At 41.9% G+C, this 20,040-nt stretch carries 21 protein-coding genes; 1 reads left to right on the top strand and 20 read right to left on the bottom strand.

Annotated elements, in window-relative coordinates:
• Window positions 1-87: 87 nt before the first annotated feature.
• Genes IGI96_RS08520 through agaV form a run of 3 tightly spaced genes read right to left on the bottom strand, consistent with a single transcriptional unit; the run spans window position 88 to window position 2,421 of the window.
• Window positions 88-1,116 carry a PTS system mannose/fructose/sorbose family transporter subunit IID gene (locus tag IGI96_RS08520; protein ID WP_005226771.1) on the bottom strand — a complete coding sequence of 343 codons (1,029 nt, stop codon included), beginning with the start codon at window positions 1,114-1,116 and terminating at the stop codon, window positions 88-90.
• The gene (locus tag IGI96_RS08515; RefSeq protein WP_438785010.1) at window positions 1,106-1,912 is read right to left on the bottom strand and encodes a PTS mannose/fructose/sorbose/N-acetylgalactosamine transporter subunit IIC; all 807 of its coding nucleotides are present in this window, start codon (window positions 1,910-1,912) and stop codon (window positions 1,106-1,108) included. The genes IGI96_RS08520 and IGI96_RS08515 overlap by 11 nt, the downstream gene beginning before the upstream one ends.
• Before the next feature lie 26 nt (window positions 1,913-1,938).
• Window positions 1,939-2,421 carry a PTS N-acetylgalactosamine transporter subunit IIB gene (agaV, locus tag IGI96_RS08510; RefSeq protein ID WP_086338930.1) on the bottom strand — a complete coding sequence of 161 codons (483 nt, stop codon included), beginning with the start codon at window positions 2,419-2,421 and terminating at the stop codon, window positions 1,939-1,941.
• A 320-nt stretch (window positions 2,422-2,741) separates the two neighbouring features.
• Between agaV and IGI96_RS08505 the strand changes: the two genes are divergently transcribed.
• Window positions 2,742-3,971: an IS110 family transposase gene (locus tag IGI96_RS08505; protein ID WP_438785009.1), complete on the top strand. Its 1,230-nt coding sequence runs from the start codon at window positions 2,742-2,744 to the stop codon at window positions 3,969-3,971.
• Between the two features lie 114 nt (window positions 3,972-4,085).
• On the opposite strand, the gene yajC is transcribed toward IGI96_RS08505, so the two are convergent.
• The 17 genes from yajC to IGI96_RS08420 all read right to left on the bottom strand — a co-directional run bounded on the left by yajC (window position 4,086) and on the right by IGI96_RS08420 (window position 20,040).
• On the bottom strand, window positions 4,086-4,361 hold the full coding sequence (gene yajC / locus IGI96_RS08500; RefSeq protein ID WP_008376459.1) for a preprotein translocase subunit YajC: 276 nt from the start codon (window positions 4,359-4,361) through the stop codon (window positions 4,086-4,088).
• 2 nt (window positions 4,362-4,363) lie between these two features.
• A complete protein-coding gene (locus IGI96_RS08495; protein ID WP_060791613.1) occupies window positions 4,364-4,795 on the bottom strand; it encodes a PTS sugar transporter subunit IIA in 432 nt (143 codons plus the stop codon).
• Window positions 4,796-5,290: 495 nt separating this feature from the next.
• Entirely contained in the window at window positions 5,291-7,411 is a 2,121-nt protein-coding gene (locus IGI96_RS08490) for a BglG family transcription antiterminator (RefSeq protein ID WP_086338929.1), read from the bottom strand.
• A gap of 113 nt (window positions 7,412-7,524) precedes the next feature.
• Window positions 7,525-8,571: a 2-hydroxyacid dehydrogenase gene (locus IGI96_RS08485; RefSeq protein ID WP_086338928.1), complete on the bottom strand. Its 1,047-nt coding sequence runs from the start codon at window positions 8,569-8,571 to the stop codon at window positions 7,525-7,527.
• Window positions 8,571-9,992: a PTS galactitol transporter subunit IIC gene (locus tag IGI96_RS08480; RefSeq protein ID WP_081117715.1), complete on the bottom strand. Its 1,422-nt coding sequence runs from the start codon at window positions 9,990-9,992 to the stop codon at window positions 8,571-8,573. Before IGI96_RS08480 ends, IGI96_RS08485 begins: the two co-directional genes overlap by 1 nt.
• 32 nt (window positions 9,993-10,024) lie before the next feature.
• Window positions 10,025-10,324 carry a PTS sugar transporter subunit IIB gene (locus tag IGI96_RS08475; RefSeq protein ID WP_086338927.1) on the bottom strand — a complete coding sequence of 100 codons (300 nt, stop codon included), beginning with the start codon at window positions 10,322-10,324 and terminating at the stop codon, window positions 10,025-10,027.
• Between the two features lie 16 nt (window positions 10,325-10,340).
• The gene (gene rhaD / locus IGI96_RS08470) at window positions 10,341-11,174 is read right to left on the bottom strand and encodes a rhamnulose-1-phosphate aldolase (RefSeq protein ID WP_086339158.1); all 834 of its coding nucleotides are present in this window, start codon (window positions 11,172-11,174) and stop codon (window positions 10,341-10,343) included.
• 13 nt (window positions 11,175-11,187) lie between these two features.
• Window positions 11,188-11,652: a PTS sugar transporter subunit IIA gene (locus tag IGI96_RS08465; protein ID WP_176324012.1), complete on the bottom strand. Its 465-nt coding sequence runs from the start codon at window positions 11,650-11,652 to the stop codon at window positions 11,188-11,190.
• A 252-nt stretch (window positions 11,653-11,904) separates the two neighbouring features.
• Complete coding sequence (locus IGI96_RS08460) at window positions 11,905-12,501, bottom strand: alpha/beta hydrolase (protein ID WP_086338925.1); 597 nt, start codon at window positions 12,499-12,501, stop codon at window positions 11,905-11,907.
• 13 nt (window positions 12,502-12,514) lie between these two features.
• Entirely contained in the window at window positions 12,515-13,123 is a 609-nt protein-coding gene (locus IGI96_RS08455; RefSeq protein WP_086338924.1) for a flavin reductase family protein, read from the bottom strand.
• Window positions 13,124-13,140: 17 nt separating this feature from the next.
• Window positions 13,141-14,034: a VOC family protein gene (locus IGI96_RS08450; protein WP_086338923.1), complete on the bottom strand. Its 894-nt coding sequence runs from the start codon at window positions 14,032-14,034 to the stop codon at window positions 13,141-13,143.
• A 13-nt stretch (window positions 14,035-14,047) separates the two neighbouring features.
• Window positions 14,048-15,010 (bottom strand): ring-cleaving dioxygenase, encoded by a 963-nt coding sequence (locus tag IGI96_RS08445; RefSeq protein ID WP_438785008.1) that lies wholly within the window; start codon window positions 15,008-15,010, stop codon window positions 14,048-14,050.
• 10 nt (window positions 15,011-15,020) lie between these two features.
• Window positions 15,021-15,449 (bottom strand): MarR family winged helix-turn-helix transcriptional regulator, encoded by a 429-nt coding sequence (locus IGI96_RS08440; RefSeq protein WP_086338922.1) that lies wholly within the window; start codon window positions 15,447-15,449, stop codon window positions 15,021-15,023.
• 298 nt (window positions 15,450-15,747) lie between these two features.
• Window positions 15,748-16,812, bottom strand: coding sequence for a bifunctional transcriptional activator/DNA repair enzyme AdaA (locus IGI96_RS08435; protein ID WP_086339157.1), 1,065 nt, complete (start codon window positions 16,810-16,812; stop codon window positions 15,748-15,750).
• A gap of 221 nt (window positions 16,813-17,033) precedes the next feature.
• Window positions 17,034-18,305 (bottom strand): PD-(D/E)XK nuclease family protein, encoded by a 1,272-nt coding sequence (locus IGI96_RS08430; RefSeq protein ID WP_438785007.1) that lies wholly within the window; start codon window positions 18,303-18,305, stop codon window positions 17,034-17,036.
• A gap of 121 nt (window positions 18,306-18,426) precedes the next feature.
• Window positions 18,427-18,921, bottom strand: a complete 495-nt coding sequence (locus IGI96_RS08425) for a glycosyl-4,4'-diaponeurosporenoate acyltransferase (RefSeq protein ID WP_223597674.1) — start codon at window positions 18,919-18,921, stop codon at window positions 18,427-18,429.
• A gap of 12 nt (window positions 18,922-18,933) precedes the next feature.
• Window positions 18,934-20,040 carry a glycosyltransferase gene (locus IGI96_RS08420; protein ID WP_086338920.1) on the bottom strand — a complete coding sequence of 369 codons (1,107 nt, stop codon included), beginning with the start codon at window positions 20,038-20,040 and terminating at the stop codon, window positions 18,934-18,936.

Genomic DNA, 20,040 nt, shown 5'->3' with positions numbered 1-20,040 from the left:
GCCAGCACGAGCTAAGCTGAAAAGTCAGCTGTTGCTTGCTTAGCAAAACTCCTCCTACGTGTTGCGCCGTTTCTTCTGCTAGCTTGCTTATTGCGGCCAAATGGATGGATACAGGCCAAAGCCAGAACCGATCAAGCCGATCACTAGCAGCAAAGCGATACATTTCAACGGCGTCCAGCCGCGTTTTGATAAGAAGAAATACAGCATCAATGTGATGGTCAATGGAATCACTTGCGGCAAGATCCCATCGAGGATTTTTTGAATATCGATCGTCACGGGCACTTCATTGACTTTGTTAAACGTCAATTCATATTTGCCGTTAGCCAGTTCGTTGACCGCCGCATTTTCTTGCAGTGTGTCGGTCAATTGACCATTCTCATCCGTGGTATACAACATGTCTTCGTAAGCGGCAATGGCTGCTTGATCATCCACGATCGTCGTCGCTTGCGTCACTTCATTGGTAGTGCCGTTAGGGATCTGAATATCCAAAGACGTCGCTCCATACACGCAGGTCAAGGAGCCAACAACAAAAATCCCTAAAATACTCGCTGCTCGGGTAAACTCTTTGGCATTTTCCGTTAAGATGCCAATTGCATCTGTCCCTAAACGATAGGACCAGTGCATCAAGAAGTACCGCAAACCAAATTGGGCCGCATTGAATACCAGTAAGAATATAAACGGTGCAGCGATATTGCCGCTGATCGCCATATTGGCTGTGATACCCGCCGTGATTGGTACCAAGGTAAACCAGAACAACGCATCACCGATCCCGCCTAACGGTCCCATCGCGGCGACTCGCACTGCCCGAATCATGGGAATATCGGCTTTGTTTTGTTCCATCGATAAAATGATCCCCATCACAAAGTTCACCAAAAATGGATGGGTATTGAAAAACTCTAAGTTATGGCTCATTGAAGCAGCCAAGTCCTTTTCATTTTTATGGATCTTTTTCAATCCCGGTAAAATACTGAATAACCAGCCTCCTGCCTGCATTCGCTCATAGTTGAAAGAGGCTTGTAGAAATAAGGAACGCCAGACCATATTGTTCAAGGTCTTTTTATCCAGTTGTTCTGCGGGCGCTTGTTCGCTATAAGAATCGGGAATATTATATGCCATCTTCATCGCCTCCGAAATCATAGGTATTGGCTGCTGCTACTTTAAACTTGGACTGGATTTGATAATCCCAAAAAGCTAATGCAAAACCGATAAAGGCTAGAATGATCAAGGCTGGTCCTTGCAAAGAAGGTGCCGCCATTACGATCGTGGCTAAACCAAACCCCATAAAGAAGAAGCCCCACATTTCTTTGGAAACCATCACTTTTAGTAAAATCGCAAAACCGACATACCGCATCATGCCCCCAGCTGCGCCGAGCCCACCCATCAACCATTGAGGGATCGCTGCGACCGCCTGATTCCCGAAGGCAGCACCGCCGATAAAGAATAAGACCACGATCAAGCCGAAGATCGTTCCAAGACCCGCCATCGCTAAATAATTGATTCGATCAATGCCCTTCGTATTGGCATCATGGGCGTAGCTGTCAGCTTTTGACATCACTGGCGACATTAGTGAGAAGATAATCGTCACCCCATATTGCCCCAGCAAAGAAAACGGAATCGCCGTAGCAACCGCTACTGTTGGTTCTAGTTGCAGCGTGATTGCTAAGATTGCTGCCATAATTCCGCCAATCACCGCATTTGGCGGTTGCGCGCCGCCCACTGGCATATTGCCGATCGTCATTAACTGATACGTTCCGCCAACGATCAAGCCGGTTTGAAGATCTCCAAGAATAAGTCCGATAACCATCCCAGTAACAATGGGTTGGTACAATGATTCTAAAAAACTAAATTGATCGATCGCGGTAATGAATGTGACTATGAAGACTAGAATGATTTGAAAAATCGTGTAATCCATTTTCTTTCTCCTTCCTTACCTCTGCATTACTGAAACAATTTCTTTTCATCTTCAACAGGTGTCGTTGGAACCCGCTGGATCACTAATTGCACCCCCATTTCCTTCAGTTTTTTAAAGGCATCGACATCTACTTCATCGACGGCAACTGTCGTAGCAACCTGTCTTTTCCCTTCTGACATATGCATATTCCCAATGTTCAGTTTCTTGATCGGCACCCCACCTTCAGCTAATTTCAACGCATCTTGCGGATTTTCAACCACCATGAAAATCTTTTGTTTTGGCGATGCTTTATGAATGATCTCGATGGTTTTTTGAAGCGAGAAATACCTCGTTTGGACGCCAGCTGGCGCCGCCATATCCATCAACCCTTGTCTGACTTTGTCTTTGGCGACCTTATCATTTGCCACTAAAATTAGATTTGCCCCCAACGTACCGTTCCATTGTGTGGCAACTTGCCCATGAATCAACCGATTGTCGATTCGCGTCAATAAAATATTTGGTTCTCCCATAAATATAATCATTCCTTTCGCGATTCCGCTCAAGGCACAACACCGAATGAAAAAGTGTTGTGTTCCTAGCGGAACCTATTTCTCTTGTAGTAAACTTTTCTTGAAGAAGCCTGTATACACTACAAATCACGGGGAGGTGAGTAAGTGCGAAGACACACTTTTCGACCTTGTATAAATATATGTGTAGCTTGGCTTTTCAAGCACAACTAACTGTGACAAAGAGCACGTAAACTTATTTTTGGATAAGCGACTCGTTTGTGTAGAGCCTCGCAGTCCCTATACAGTTCTTCTTCTAAAATCTATGAAGGGAGTTTCTCACGATGTTAAAAATCGTGTACCCAAATTGTTGTGGCATCGATGTCCACAAACAGTTCGTTATCGCTGTGATCGCAATCACTGACAGCGAAGGGATTACTCAATACAAGCGCCGTCGCTTTTCAACGTTTACGAACGGGTTGAAAGAGCTGAAAAAATGGCTTGAGTTCCACTCTTGTTTTCATGTTTGTTTAGAGTCAACTGGGAAATATTGGATTCCTATCTATAACGTCCTTGAGGACGAAATGGACATCTGTTTAGCTCACCCAAAGTACGTCAAGGCAATTCGAGGGAAAAAAACAGACAAGAAAGACGCCCAATGGATTGCGGACTTATACAAACATGACTTAATTGCAGGAAGCTTTATTCCTCCTGCGAAAATTCGTCAGCTGCGGGACTTGTTTCGCTATCGAATGAAATTAACATACCTTCAAACCAGTGAAAAAAATAGATATCAGAACAGTCTCACTTGGTCAAATCTCCAAATTGCGAGTGTGGTTTCCGACGTATTTGGAAAATCAGCTCAAAAGATCATTCAAAGTGTACTGGATAATCCAGAGGAGAAACCGGATATTGCTTCGCTTATCCATCGTCGTATGAAAGCCTCTGTTGATGAGTTAGAACTCTCGATGGATGGCGAGCTATCTGAGGAACAAGCAGAAAAACTGCGTGTGATCAAAGCTCACTATGACGCGATTACCCTATGCAAAAATGATCTCGAAGAGATGATTACTGAATTAGGTAAAGAATACTCTCACCAACAAGAGTTGATTCAATCCGTTCCTGGATTTAAAAACCCGTTAACAGCGCTACGTGTCATTTCAGAAATCGGTATCGATATGAACCAATTCCCTACTGCTGGTCATCTTTGTTCTTGGGCGGGAGTCGTTCCTGCCAATAACGAAAGTGCTGGTAAAAAGTATTCGACTCGGATATCTAAAGGTGGTCGCTATCTCAAACCTTTGCTTGTTGAAGTAGCGAATGCCGTGGTGAAATCTGAAAAAAATCCCGAACATCGAAACAAATATCTACAACTTAAAAAGCGTAGAGGGCACAAGAAAGCAATAATTGCGATTGCTCGTCGGTTACTTGTGGCAATCTATCATATTCTCAAAAAAGATGAGGTATACAACCCCGCTCTTTATCACTATCAAGAATATGTCGCTCCAAATAAAAAACTGTCAATTCAAGAAGCAGTTCAATTTGCAAAAAGCCACGGGTTTCAAGTTGTTTAATTTGGTATAGACCGATAAATAACCGTTGAACCTCTTATTTTTGTGCGGTCTTTTTTCTGTAACTTAGTAAACGAATTAATCCGTATTTTTTTCAAACTTATGTCCTCCTTCTATTTACTGCATGATTTCTGCAACCGCACTACGTTCTACTTCGATCACCGTTCCCGATTTCACCCTTAGATCCACTGTCTCTTTCCCAAGTGCTTGAATCTCCCCAATAATGCCGCCGTATAATTTGATTTTCTGCCCCTTTTTCAAGGACTGCTGCAATTCAGCGAAATAACCTTTTTGCTTTTTCAGATGTTTCCCATTCAAGAAAGATGAGACCGCCAAAAAGAGAAAGAGAAAAACAAGCACCACGATTGAGGCTGCTAAGATCATTTCCCACATGTTTAAATTCCTTCTTCCTCATTGATTTCCTCATGGCCTTTGATCTTTCCGTGAAAAATACCGGTCTTGCCAATCTCTGCCAGTTCTTGGCAAAAGCGCTCTGGATCAGCTGCTGTATATCTAGTCAACGAACCTTCCACTAGCATCAGCAGATTGCTGCCGCCGATGACCTCGACTTGCGGGTCCTCATTGGCAGCGGTCATCGCAACATTAAAAGGGGTCCCGCCCACAAGGTCTGCACAAATCACGACCCCATCACAGGTTTCCTTTAATTGATCGATTGCTCCTTGCAACTCTTTTTCAAAGTCAGCTAACGGATTTTCCTCTAAAAACGGCACTGCTAGAAACTGTTCTTGCGGCCCTGCAATCATCGCAAGCGCATTTTCCATCCCTTGCGCAAATCCTCCATGACCTGTTAAAACCAAACCAAGCATCTTATGTCCTCCCCATATTCTCAACTGGTAGTAACCACATATCCAATATAAACACTTTCATTTTGTCTGTCAACAAAATTTTTGTTTTTATATAAAAATGACTTTGTTATCTTTAAGTACGAAAAAGAGCGTAAATATTGTGTTTATAAAACATAATAATCTATTATTTTTAATGATAAGCAAACTAGACATATATGCGATTGTTATTTTTCACAAATTTTAGCATCTGCTTTCAGATACTGGTATTAAAAGAACCATACGCTCATTTTTTTCCGATGAAAACCTCTATTTCCCCTTGAAATAAGCGATCCTAAGAATACCATGCTGAATAAAATAAAAAACCAGTCAGGGTAACTCCGTGACTGGTTCTTTATTTTCGCTCGAAGATATTTTGAACTGCCGCATGATAAATATGGTAAATCACTCGGGAAATAAATAATGAAAAACGCAAATCATCTCGATGTGAAACGGTCATTTTTTTCTAGTTCATGTGAATCATTCCCTATCCCTGATTTCGCTATTTTCTAATCTTTCCTTCAGTAGTTGATAAATATCTTTCTCATAGGTTGCCGAAAGGAGTTTTTGTCTAAAGGTAGTGTCACTCACCAAAGCATGTAGGGTCGTTACTGCGTTTAAGTGGCTCTTCTTGTCCTTCGGCGCAATCATAATCAATAGTTGAACACCTAACTGCTTAGAAAATTTCACTGGTTTTTTTACACGAAGTAGAGACATCCCTAACTCGTACACTCCGTCTTCCGGTGCAGCATGAGGAATAGCAACACTCGGTGCAATAACAAAATATGGATACTCACTATTATAATTTTTGATGATTGTCTCGATGTATGCTTCTGAAACGAATCCTCGTTTTAGTAACGGCTTTCCGCATTGTCTAATCGCTTCTTCAAAGGACAGCTCGCCTGTATCGTAAGTCTGGATATGGGCGCACGGCAACAGCTCTAACAATTGACTTTCTTTTTGGTAATTATATGGAACTTGCTTTGATGAGGTTTTGTGAAAAATATGTTTTTGCAGTTCTTTTCTCAACTGTTGTTTTGAATGGATCGTTGCATATTTTCCGATCAAAGAAATAAGCTCATCTATTTCATGCTCACTGCTAGTTCTGATCAAGTTACGGTTCTCGAAAGCGTCTATTTCTACTTTTTCTCGTAATAACTTCTTCTCCGAGTCTGTTAAAAAGTGCTTAATTAAATAGAATGGTTGGTCTGTGTCAATTTCAACAGTAGAGAAAATAAGGTCTACCTGGGGGCCAACATCATAGTATTCTCTTAACGACATAAAGCGAATAAAATTTATTTGAGGAAACAGTTCTCGCAAGCTTTTCAATAAAAGGTGTGACACAGAAATGCCGTGCATACACACGACAACTGCGGTCTTCTTTTGATCATTTCTTTTTTTCGCTTCATGTAAGAAGCTCATAAATAGAATCACTATGTACGAAAGCTCCATTCCTGTGAAGTTAATATTTAGCTCGATCTCAATAAATTTGATCGATTCTTTTACTATCAGTTCAAATGCTTTATATTCATTTTCTATTTTTTCCGATAGTGTATTTTCATCTGGCACCCCAAATCGAATTCGATAACTCGCTGGTACAATATGCTGATACAACACATCTTTCAATTCTTCCTTATTTTCAATCACGGTAATACTACACTCTTCAAATCGTTGGATACTTTTCATGATTGCTGTATCTAATTCTTGATTGTATCGAAACATCATTCTTTTTATAACGTTCATGCTGAGTATATGCATGGTGATGTAGTAGATTTCTTTCGTAACGAGTGTTTTGGGGCTGTCTTTGTATAAGTCTTTAAAACATTTTTCTGCTGTTTCATGAGTTTTCTTATCCAATAATCTATTAACCGTACGAATCGTCGACTCTTCAATCGACTTTTTTTGTTTTGCCCGCTGAATAGATAGATAAATGATCATACTTAAAAAAGATACTTTAATTTCAGAAAAAGATACATTCATCTTTTTTTCTAATTGCTCAACTCTTAGGGAAACTTCATTTATAAGGTCGTGCTCTATCATAAGAACTGATTTAGACTGTAGAAGTGTAGGATCTTTTTCTTGTTCTTTTTTCAATAGGTTCGTCCATAGCTTTCGGATCTCTATTTCTTTCCCATGCAAATAATATCCTGTTTGACGCGCCGATCGAATACCTACGCCGTTTCTGTTAGCTAGTATTTTCAAATTTTTGATATCTGTTAAAATCGTATTTTTACTTACTCTGAATTTTTGGGCTAACCCGCTTAAAGTGAACTTCTCGTATAACGTGATCAAAAGCAAAATATATATTTGTCTTTCCTCAGCAGTATAATAGACTGGTGCTTTTTCTAAGGCTAAAATTTCTTGTCTATATTTCTTTTTTATGTCTAACACATAGTAAGAACCGCTCTTGATAATTACCGGAAATCCTTTTTCTTGTAAAAATTCGTTTACTTTTCCGATTCGATAGTCTAACTGATTTTTACTCAAATAGAATTCTTCCATCAAAACATGTGCAGAGATACTTTGATTGTTCAAAATAAATAGCAATATCCGATGCATCATCGAGTCCATTTGTCCCCGCCCCTTTTCACCTAGATCCATTCAAACAACTTTTGCCGATTCTCCCTAAGTACTTTCTGTGTACTATTAGAAGTCAAGGGCTATAAGAGTTCATCTTATAGCCCAGTTTGACTTTCTTTTGTTACACAACTTGTTTATAATTTAATTAGCATATCACTTATGCCAGTTTCTAAATACGCATTGATCACATCTCTTAAAAGATATGGAGATTTAGGTATTGCATCGATTGTGTCGCCAGCTATATGTGGGGTGAGAGTCACATTTTCTAGCTGTAAAAGAGGATCATCTTTTTGAATTGGTTCTTCCCAGATGACATCTAATGCCGCACCTGCAATTTTCTTTTCTTGAAGTGCTTTGATCAATGCGTCTTTTTCTAATACTGCCGCTCTTGCCGTGTTGATTAAGTAAGCACTTGGTTTCATCAACGAGATCAACTGCTCATTCACTAAGTTTTTTGTTTCAGGACTTGCCCGTAAATGCAACGATACAACATCCGCTTCTGAGAATGTCTCCTCAAGTCCTCTGAATTCAATTGCTAATCCCTCTTGTCTGATTTTCTCTTGATCAATAAACGGATCGTACGCAATTACTGAAATACCTAAGTGATTCAGACGTTTGGCAACAAGTTTGCCAATATAGCCTAATCCAATCAGGCCCACTGTCAAATGATTCAATGTGGTTTTATATGGGTCGTTGGGAAATGATTTCGACCACTTGCCATTCATGACATCTCGATGGCCTCTGGCAATGTTGCGGGTTTCCGCGTAAATCAACCCTACGGTAAAATCTGCTACAGGCTCAGCATTTCTTATCACGTGAAGTAAAGGAATATTTCTGCTTTTAATCTCCTCCAGTGCGACATGTTCTAATCCGCCCCGACAGGTACCGATTAATTTTAAGCAAGACGCATGATCAAGCATTTCTTTCGAGATCGGAGCGATATGAACAAATAGATAGTCTGCATCCCTCATTGACTCAACCAGTCCTTCAGGAATCTCTACAGCCTCAGGTCCACCTTTTTCAATCAGTAAAATCTTTTCCTGAAATTGTTCTTTTGTTAAATCCGAGTACCATTCAAACCGCTCAACTTGGATAGAATCTCCTAAATTCATTTGATAGGCCGCTTCTTCTAATGTCTTACTTGCTACCAACCGATCACCAACCACAATCACTTTCGTCATCAAGTTGCCCCCTCATTTAACGTTATTTGTACATTTGATTCTAACTCTGCTTGCTTCTCTAAATAATTATGGATAACCTCTCTCTTCGTTCTTACAAAGAAGTACATGCCGATATAAACTATCACTGACAAGCCGATCAAAAATGGATTCTGAGTTAAAAAAATCAAGAAAAGACCACCCATAATATGGTTTGTCATTACTGCAAAACTACAGATCAATAACGCACCTTCAGGAAGGTTTACACCGACTTCCATGGCAACTTCAGTAAAAATAGGCGCAACAGCTGTAATCATATACAAACCGCCGATACACCAAATTGTTCCAGAAATCAACGATTTAAAAATATTGCCATTTGAAATACAAATAATCAACTCGATCATATAAGGGATCGCAATCAGATCGACCATCGGTAACGTTTCGTTTCCTGGTAAAATGATTGCTAAAATCAAGACGATCGGCATAAGCAGCATTCCTGTTAACAAAGTAGACGTTTCACCATAACCAGCGGCATCATTGATTGCAAGAAACCAAACACGATTTTTGCCTCCACTTTTTGCAGTTTTTTTCGAAGCGTCCGTGATGGTCGTAAACGCTGAAGCAAATATACCCGCAATTTTTGGAAAGATCGCCATGATAGCAGCCGTTGCGATACCGACAGTGGCAATTTCTCCCCAACCTTCAAGTGTATTCAACCGCATAAAGTTTCCTGCTAATCCCAACAGAGAACCAAGTACGAGTCCTAATGAAGTCGGTTCACCTAAAAATCCTAGTTTTTCTTGGATTTTTTCTGGATTCCATTGTACCTTATTAGCTCCCAACTTCGTTAATATCCAATCGATGCCAATTGCTAAAGGAACTGAGCAAATATGGTGTGGTGCGGTGATCGTGCAGCTTGGATAACCATAATACGTCGACCATCTTTTGGCGACGATCTCGGAAAAAACAAAGCAATACAGATTTGAAAGGACCATCAAACCAATTGAGAGCCATAAATTTCCCGTTGCGATGTAAAGCATCGAGCCCCAAAGCATAAAGGAATAATTATTCCATAAATCAGAAGGCATGAAAATATTGGTAAATTTCAAAACGAATAAAATGAGCTGCATAAGCAATCCCAAACCTAAGAAAATCATCCCAACTTGTGTAGAATAGGCAACAACACTCGTAGCCTGCCAACCAGTATCTAAAATCCTTAAGTTTACCCCTGTTTCTGCTACCATTCTTTGTACGACTGGCGTAACGATCGGCGAATATGCGCCGATAATCATATTGAATCCGGTTAAGCCGATCCCTGCATTCAGTGCTGCGTTAAACGCTTTTTTGGGTTTTACTTTCATCACTAAAGCAATAAAGAAAATAATCACTGGAACGACGATTGCAGCCCCAAACGAATCCATAATATTCGATAAAATCTCTAACAAAGGTTCCCCCTCCTCTTCTTAGTTCTCTCGAATTACCCAGCAATCGCTGCAACTGTTTTTAGCAGCTCCTCATAGAATTCTTCTTCCCCCATACCTGTCAACAATCCTACAGAATTGATCGTTGGAATCTCATATTTTCCTTTCAAAGGACTTGTATGGACAATCACATCCCATTGACCTGAAGCCAATTCCCCATCAACTCCCCCTGGATTGACTTCTACCGTTTTTGCCTTATAACCATTTTCTTCTAAAAAGTCTTTAACTTTGCCCGCAACCATCGAACTTGTAACAGTTCCCGAACCACATACTGAAATGACATTGACCTTCTTCATAATTCGTTCCTCCTTTTTATTTTCTTTCGTTTAAGATGCCAGCTTTAGGCGTTACACCAAAGCGATCGGCTAGATCCCAAAGTTGTTGATCCGTAATCTTTTGAACGATTCCTGTTGGTGCAGCGATTGCTCGCATATAGATATCAGCTGCTTTTTCAGCAGTTTCAACCAATCCAAAGGCATCGTCCATGGATTGTCCGGCACCCATAATACCGTGGTGCGGCCAAACCACGATTCGTGAGTATGCCATTTTCTCTGCAGAAGCTTCCCCAAGCGCAACTGTCCCTGCGACCATCCACGGTAAGACAGCAACTCCATCTGGAAAAACGACTAAACATTCTGTGATCATTTCCCACAATGTCTTAGTAAAGCGATTTTCATCTAAATCATGAACAAAAGTCATCGCCGAAATAGCAATTGAATGGGTGTGTAGAATCACTCGATGTTCCGAATCTTGACGAAGACGCACTGCGTGACACTTAAGATGAGAAGCAAGTTCACTCGTAGGAATCCCGCCCGTTTCAAGTCCCCACAAAACTTGATAGTGCTTCCCTTCTTTATCGATTTTTAAAATGACCAAATTATCTGCTGGATTTTGCCAAACATTTTTAAAATATTTACCTGATCCTGAGACTAAAAAGATCATACCTGCCAGTTCAGGAATTTCAAAACCCAATGCCGCTTCATAAACCACTCGATTCGTATCAAGGTAAAACTGAACTTCCTCTTCATCTATACGATAACTGATGTTCCCGCCATTTCTTTCTGCCCACCCGTTGTTCCACAAGTTCCTTGTTGCTTCACACATTTCCTTGATAAACGGTGCTTCATAAATATTGTGGATTTTCATCATTACTTCTCTCCTATCTATTTTTAAAATATTGTGTAACTAATTGATACATTTCATCTGCAGTGATATCTTGAGACAGCTTGTTCATAGTGCTCTCATCAGTGAACATCGCCATTAAATTCTTTAACAAAACTAATTGCTGATCACCTTTATCAAATCCTAAAACAAAAATATAACGAACTTGTACATATTCATCACACGAGCCCATCTGTCCAAACTCAATGGGTGTTTTTAGCTTTGTTAAATAAATAAACGGTTTTTTGATATGTTGTGGTTCCGTATGAGGTATTGCAATTCCCATAAATTGGGTCTTTAATCCCGTTGGGTAATCTTTTTCTCTATTGGTGATCGCCAACAAGAAACTATCTTGAACATATCCTTGTTCTTTTAGCTTTTGAAAGATGCAGGTAAAGTATTCTTCTTGATTCCCATTGGTTTCAATCACATCTGTCAATTTTGTGTCAAAGAATTCTTCCATAACTCTCATATTCCTCCTTTCCATTGCGACTGTATTTATAGTTTAAGGTATTTCACAAACTTTTTGTTATCGCTTTCATCACAATTTTTATTTTTATATGAAAAAAAATTGGGTTACTAGAGATAATTCAATGTTTCAGCAAATACTCTTGACTCGATGTGATTAAAGCAAATCTGTTTCCTGTTTTCACGTGAAACAAAAAAACCTAACCAACCAGCAGGATCGCTGTTTGATTAGGAAAGAGGCACTGCTTTATTGTTCGGTCAACCACGTGCGCGAGCGTTCGACTTCTTCATACGTTAACTGATGACTTGGGGTCCAAACGGTTGAAAGGACTGCACCCCGGGAGGTGAAGATCTCTTGGACGTAAGCACTGTCGGCTAGGGAAACGATCGGGTCGTTTCTGCCAAAACTCAGAAACACATGAGTGTCAGGCAAGGAATTCGTCGGTAAATTCTCGACTGGATACATGGCGTGGTAGAGGATCGCTTTTTTGAAGTGGTCGCTATCATTTAGTAATAAGCGAATGGCAATGTTGGCGCCGTTGGAATAACCCACCAGTACCACTTGGGCTAATGAAAAGTTGTATTCTTTGGCGGCTTGCCGAATGAAATCGGCTAATTCGTCGCCGCGAAGTGCTAAGTCGACTTCATCATACACCCCTTCAGCTAGACGTTTGAAGTAACGAGGCATGCCGTTTTCTAAAACGTTCCCGCGAATACCTAATAGTGATGCTTGGGGATCAAGGGCTTTGCCTACTTCCAGCAACGACTGTTCGTCGCCACCAGTGCCGTGGAGCAGCACCAAAACTGGTGCGTCGGCTGCTCCTTGTTGGTAGATTGCTTTCATCGAAGTTCCTCCTTTAACTTGGTCGTTTGATATCGAAAATCTCCCCAATCGTTGCGTAAGAATTTCCCGCTAGCCGGCTGACTGCTTGTAAGGCATGGGGATCGATCTTGCCGTCTTGATAGACATGCTCTGCAATCTGGTAGCCGACGACTTCCAACAATAAGAGATCGGCAGTGGTCTGCTGGTCTTTTTTGATGGGTACGTGCTGATGCAGAATCGTTTCTAAGCGTACACTGGCTTCTTTCAAGCCAGGAACGGCAATCGTTTTCGATGTCGTTGTGGTAAACCCAGAAACCGTCAACTCGCTTTGGTCTGCGGGCAATAATGCCGCGGTTTTATTGGCCTCTTGGACATTTGTTTGATCCAAAATATGCACGACGGCTTCTTTCGTCGCCAACAGATTGCGGGCGGTGTCTTTCAGTTCCCCCTCTTTGCGCTGGATAGCCAACGAGAGGATCACGGGTTCTGAGCTGACGATGTTAAAAAAACTGAATGGGGCGATGTTGACGATACCATCGGCTGATTGCGTATTGACCACTGCCACTGGTCGTGGAATGATGGAGCCAATCAGTAGCTTATAATTTTCTCGTTGGGTCAAATCCTTGGGATCTAAATAGTGCATACAGCGTCTCCTTTTTTCTAAACCGATAAGTCTGGCAAGCGATCCTTGATCTCTACACGGCGGCTTTCAAATTGGGCTGGCAGCATCAACTGCTGTCCTAACGTTTCTAATGGTTCATCAACTAAAAAGCCTGGGGTTTCTGTTGCGATCTCAAAGACGATGTTGCCCCTTTCTTGGAAATAGACGGCTTTGAAATAGTTGCGGTCTTTGATTTCAGTGACTCCGTATCTTTGATCGTACAAGTACTCTTGCCACTCTTTTTGCACTGCTTCCGTTGGCACAGACCACGCGATGTGATGGACGGTGCCAACACCCCAGCGTCCTGCTGGCAGTGCTTCATGAGGCACGACGATCTCATGAGCGAGGGTGCCTGCGGTATGAAGATGGGTGCTTTTCTCTGTTTTGTTAAAAATGTTTAGTCCTAGATCATCTGCCAACGTTTGAATGGTCGCTTCTGGTTGTGCCGAAAGCAAGACGGCCCCATGAAAGCCTAAAATCGCTGGTGTTTCTGCCGACTCTTCGGCTTCGACTAACGCCAAAGACAGGTCATGCTGATCATGAAGTTCTAAAGTTGGCCGGTCAAACAATGTACTTTCTTGGACAGTTACTTGATGTTTCGCCAAATGTTCTTGCCAATAGGCACTGCTGCCTTTAGGAATACGAAACGCGATCGTGCCGACTTGTCCGCTTCCTACTCGTCCAGGATGGGCATTTGCCCAAGGGAAGAAAGTGATGATGGTCCCATTTTCTAACGCTTGATTGCTGTAATAAAGATGATACGTGTAAGGATCATCAAAATTGACGGTTTGTTTGACGAGGCGCAACCCCAACACGTCACGGTAAAAGGCAACGTTCGTTTGCGGATCGCCTACGATGGCTGAAATATGGTGGATCTGTTGAATGGGTTGCATACTATGTGCCTCCTTAGGCGCGTTTTGTATTGAAGGGTTTGATGACTCCTTCGATGTATTCACGGCGATTTTCTAAAAATGGTGCCAATGATAAGGATTCACCCAATGTTTCATACGGCTCATCCCCCATAAACCCTGGTTCATCTGTCGCTAGTTCAAAAAGAATATGGCCGATGCGCACATACAACGATTCAAAATAGTAGCGATCGACATAGCCAGAGTTGGCCAATCCCAAGTTATCAAAGACTTCTTGCCAGACTGCTAATGAGTCATGGTGGGCTAAGCGAAAAGCCACATGATGCACTTCGCCGTCCCCTTGTTGTGCTTGTGGGCTCGTGGTATCTTCCACTAAAACGATTTGGGCGCCATTGCCGCCTTCACCGACTTCTAGCAAATAGCGATTGTCTACTTGATCAATGGTTTTGAAATCAAAGACGGATTCCAGTAGTCCTTTGAAATCTGCCAAATAAGAAACAGACATTTCAACAGGACCTAAGCCGTAAATCTCAAATTCAGTAGGAACGGGTCCTTTTTTCCAAGGGATACCAGCTTTCACGCCAGTATTGTGTTCATCAGAGATCAGTTGATAGGCTTGCGTATCAAAATCCCAAAAGCGCAACACTTTTTTCCCAAATTCGGTAGTGATTGCCTCGTGTTTTACCTCAAATTCATCAAAGCGTGCGGCATAATAATCAAGGGCTGCGTCACTGGGCACTCGGAAACTGGTACGGGTGATCGAGTTGGTTCCTTTGCTACCACGAGCGGTATTGGGAAAATCAAAGAACGTCATGGTCGTTCCCGGTGTCCCTAAATCATCCGCAAAGTAAGTATGGTACGTATAGATGTCATCTTGATTGACGGTTTTTTTCACTAAACGCATCCCTAACACATCTGTAAAGAAATGGTAATTCCGTTCCACATCACTTGTCATAGCCGTCACATGGTGTACCCCTAATAATTGGTCTTGTTTTCTCATTTTCTTTTCCTCATTTCTGATCGTAAGTTATTTTTCGTAAAATTGTTTTTAATTGTTGCAATTCTTCACTGCTGAGTTCGGAAAAACTCGCCGCAATCTTTTGTGCATGACTGGGAAAAATTTTCTCCATCAACGCCCTGCCTGCTTCCGTAATACTGACGTATGTTACCCGTTGATCTTCTTGGCTAGGTTCCCGTTGCACGCAGCCTTTTTTGACTAATTGATCGACCACGTAGGTTGTGGAGCTGCTGGCGATCAAGATTTTTTCCTTGATGGCCTGCGTCGTATGGGTGCCTTTATGGTAAAGCAATTCCAGTACGGAAAACTCTGTGATATTTAAGCCATAACAACGGACATCTTTTTTTGCCACTTGTTCCAAACGACTCGCCGTACGCAGCAAACCGATGTATGCTTTGAGCGCTTCTTCTTGATGCACCATTTTCCTCACCTCTTTATTTCGAATTCGAGATAATCGTAACTTACTTTTTGTAAGTTGTAAAAGGATATGCTTTGGTTATTTAAGAAAATCATTCAATGCTTATTTTTTAGAGATAAAGAACACTTAGACACTAACGAAGGTCCCGCCTTTTTTCTATGAACCCGCCACATCTAAGAAAAAAAGCGGAACTTATGAAAGGTTCCATAAGTTCCGCTAAATATATATTTTACTGAAGAGGATTCGACCCATTCCATGTACCGATCAATGAAGCGCTGATTCCGACGCATACTTGTCCTTTTTAGATCATTGTGGTCGGCTGCACCTGCTTTTCCAAAGCCAGCAGCCACTTTTTGCGTTCGACACCGCCGCCATAGCCGCCGATGCTGCCATCGCTATTGATGACGCGGTGGCATGGAACGATCAACGCCAATTGGTTTTTTCCGTTGGCATTGGCAACAGCTCGGGTAGCTTTTTCATTGCCGATTCGCTGTGCCAATTGTTTGTACGAGTATGTTTCTCCAATCTTCATTTCCAACAGCTGCTGCCAGACGGCTTTTTGAAAATCAGAGCCGATCAATGCGATGGGTACCGTGAAGGCAGTTCGATTCCCTGCAAAATATTCCGTCAGTTCTTGCTTGAGTTGCTGAATGATTGCTGTTTGCTGAGGAATGATCACTGCATTCAAACGGCTTCTCAAAACAGCAATCTCCGTTTCTAGCCCTCTGCGATCCACGAATTCTAACAAGTAAAGCTGCTGCTGGTCGCTGATCGCCAACATCGACCCCAACTTGGTCTCAAGCCAAGCAGAAGAAAGAATCGTTTTTTCGCGGCTGTTGGAAGGCAACTCCCCCATAATCCGAGAAAACGCATCTCGAAAGCCGTTGCCAGAATCGAAACCGGCTTCTAATTGCGCTTGGATCAGCGGTTCTCCTTCACGAATCTGCTTAAACGCTAATCCTAAGCGGCGTGCACGGGAGTATTCGATAAAGGTCATGCCAAAATATTTTTTGAATTGTCGTCGTGCGGTATTGGGATGGATCGCTAGTGCTTCAAAATCTTTGTCGGTCCACTTTTTCTCTGGGTTACTCTCCACGGCTTCCACCAGGCTTTTCACGTCAGGGGATAAGTGGCTAGGCGAGCTGAGCGGGCGACATCGTTTGCAGGGACGATACGCCGCCAGCAGCGCTTCTTGTGCCGTCTGAAAAAACTCGCAATTTTTTTTGAGCGGTTTTTTCGCTGGGCAGGTGGGACGGCAAAAGACGCCGGTGGTTTTTACCCCAACGTAAAAAATCCCTTCATATTGGGAATTTTTTTCAATCAGCATGTCGTAATAGTGGTCCCGTTGTCGGCTATCTTCAATCATCTTGCGCATCCCTCCCTCTTTTCTACACTTACAAAAATACTTCGTGCCTGTCCAAACACACGATCAACCAATGCAGCAGTCTGCAATGGCAGTTCGAAAATTTGCCCACATCCTTCTGATGACATACGATCACCCTTTCCTCTGAATGACCTTAGTGTACAAAAAAAGGACTTGGCTCATCCCATAAAAATTAACACCAATTTTTCAGGAAATGAAACACATCATTTAAGACGTGTATTTTCTGCGATACCCTCTATCCTATCTACGAACTGATCAATTTGAATAAGCGTTTTTTCTAAGTTATTCTTAATTTTACTTACTATCTTTTCTCTACCCTCTTCAGCAACAATTATAAAAATATCTTCTACAAACTTGTTATTGATACCAGCAATTTTCCAATTCCCTGTTCCCCACCACTCCCAAGTATCTTTTCTTTTTCTACCACCATCTACTTCTGTAAGAATACGCTCTAATCTTTGACGTCCATCAGGATCAATTTTGCCTGTAAATGCTATCTTAATTCTTCCAGAAATAGATTCAGATTTATTGTACAATTCAATACCGTAAGGTTTGTGGTTATTCCATCCACCGGGGAAATTTTCTGGCAAGTCTGGAAACAATTGATTCAGCCTCTTTGTTTGGAATCGAATCATTGTTTTGCTAGTAGAAATAATCTTTATTTCCTCATTCTTTTCGTTAGCTAATTCCGCCAAGGCCTCAACATATAATTCACTCATCAAACTTAAATTATCAGGGCGGTTTTCAAAAATTAAATCTAATGCATCTTGATGTTCTGCATATATTTTCCGACATATCTCTCTAAGTTTTTCATCCACTAAAAGATCACTCCTTAATACGTTTAAATAATCATTTATTATGTAGCTTATTTTTGATTCTAGCTGATTCAGCTTTAATAATCGCTCCAAAATAAGTGCGATATCATAGTAAGAAACTATACACCATTCTTCGTCAGAAGGCTCTATTCCTTCTGGAGTTAAAAAAACAAAAATCCGATTATATTCTTTATAGTTTTCTTCTACATAGCTCTTATATTTATTTAATTGATGTTTTGATTCGAGTGATATCGTTTTATTTTCTATACACAATACCATCTTATTCTTTTGTGATATCAAAAGAAGATCGATATCCTTATGCTCACGAAATATCTCTATATCTTCATAATCCGCTAACACAATATCAAAATAATCTAATCCAATAAAATCATACTGGTCCATTTTTAAACATATTTTTAAAAATGATTTCAGAAAATAGTCCTTCATTCCATGACCTTCTTTTGGATTAAACAAGTAAGCTAAAAAGTTACTATGTCGAATTTCTGTTCGAGATAACTTTAATATCTGAAAAATGTTTTCTTCTTTTAACCAGGGAGCTAGTTGATCACTTATCATGTCAAAATCTTTCAACAGATAATAAAGTTTTTCTTTATCGGTATTCTTCACATCGTTCACTTTCTTCCCACAATTTTTTTCCACAAAGTTTATTCAACCACTGTCAGACTAAAAATACAATGAGTATTTGGTTTACAAACAGTAGTAGTTATATACAAAAAAGCTTAGAGCGACAAATCCGTCTAAGCTTTAATTCAAATATCTTCTAACCAAAAAGTTTTTCTTTTTTCCGCAAGACTCGCTCCAAACGGGGGCGATTGTAGCGTTGGATCATGATGAATGGGCAGTTGGCCAATAACGCATAGACGATCATCACCCAGCCCGCCCACGCAGGATTCCAGAGGAAAAAGAACGGTGCTGGAACCATCAGCAGCCAATGGGTCAGCTCTGCTCGGCGTGTCTCAATGACGAATTTTTCCAGATAGTCCTTTTGCTGTTGAGCCAAGCGGGATTTGTCAAAGCCTTTTTTGGCAATCACAGTGCCGTCGGGCAATTTGTCTTTCCACTGACGAATACGAAACACCTCCGACCAGATCCTACCGCCTTTTTCAAAGGCAAAAGAACGGAACCAATTGGCATGACGTTCAAAAAAGGCATCGCTGACTTTGCGCAAGCCAAAGGAGATGCCTAGATGAAACAGCAGCCAAGCCAAGCTATCTGTAATGAGCAAGAGCAGTGGAGATAAGGTGATCAGCGGCATGTGCATCGCCTCCTATAAATTGATTTTGCGTCCTTTCCAGGTCACGGATTTCAACAAATGGGTTTGGATCCACGACCAACTAAATAAGCCTAGGAAAAAAAGAAAGTAACATGGGAAAAAAAGCAGCAGAATTCGGTTGAAGTTGCCGACACGGCGGGCAAAGCACAGGGTTTGTCCAAAATAAGCAGCATAAAAAAGCAGGCCGAGCCAAAGCGGTTCCATCAGAAATGGTGCCGCCAGTACCCCAATGCCGCCGCTGATCCACAAGATGACGCCCGCCATAATCAAAGGGTGAGTGGATTGCGAAGCAGTGGCAAAGTCCTTCGTCCAGCCTTGAACAAGTTGACGAACACCCGCTGGATACATCCGAAAGGCCAACAGGTCTTTTCCACCATACAAGGCGATCGGCAAGCGTTTTTTCTTAAAGCGTCTCGCTAATGCTAGATCATCTAAGATTCCTTGCGGCATGTCCTGATGTCCATTGGCTTGAAGGTACGCAGTTTTGCTGCACAAAATACACGGACCAAAGGCGCCGCCAGCTGAGAGTTTTTCGCCTACGATGGAAAAGCGGTTCAACCCGACAGGTAAGACGACATTAAAGACGGCAGACAGTTGTTCATACAGGCGCTTCGTTTGATGATAGGGCTGCACCGAGAGCAGTCCTTGTCCCGATCGCTCCTCATACGCAGCGAAAAGACGCTCTAAGCCATCTTCTGCTAGAAAGAAGGTATCGGCATCCAAAAATAATAGATACTTGCCCACCGCTTGTGAGGCGCCTAACCAACAAGCCGCCGCTTTTCCAGCAGAATCAGCAGCGGTTTGCAAGACCGTCGCACCGAAGCCCTTGGCACAGGCGATCGTCTCGTCTTCCGATCCGTCATCAACCACCAAAATCTCCACAGGATGAAGGGTTTGCTGCTGCAAGGACGCCAACAATTGCGGCAAATTTTCTGCTTCATTGCGGGCGGGGATGATGATCGACAGTTCTCCCCTCTCCGTCAAGTCTTTGGATGCGGCTGTCTCCTTGCGGGTGGGTATCGTCGGCAGGCGGAAAAAAATCAGCCAGCCTGCCAGCCAAGCAACGCAAATACCAGCGAGCAGCAGGTACACAGTCATCAT

Origin of the sequence: Enterococcus sp. DIV0421, from assembly GCF_051713745.1 — a bacterium.
In the GTDB taxonomy this organism is placed as follows: domain Bacteria; phylum Bacillota; class Bacilli; order Lactobacillales; family Enterococcaceae; genus Enterococcus_D; species Enterococcus_D casseliflavus.
Note: the sequence above shows the minus strand (reverse complement) of the source record. Positions and strands in the feature narration are given on the sequence as shown.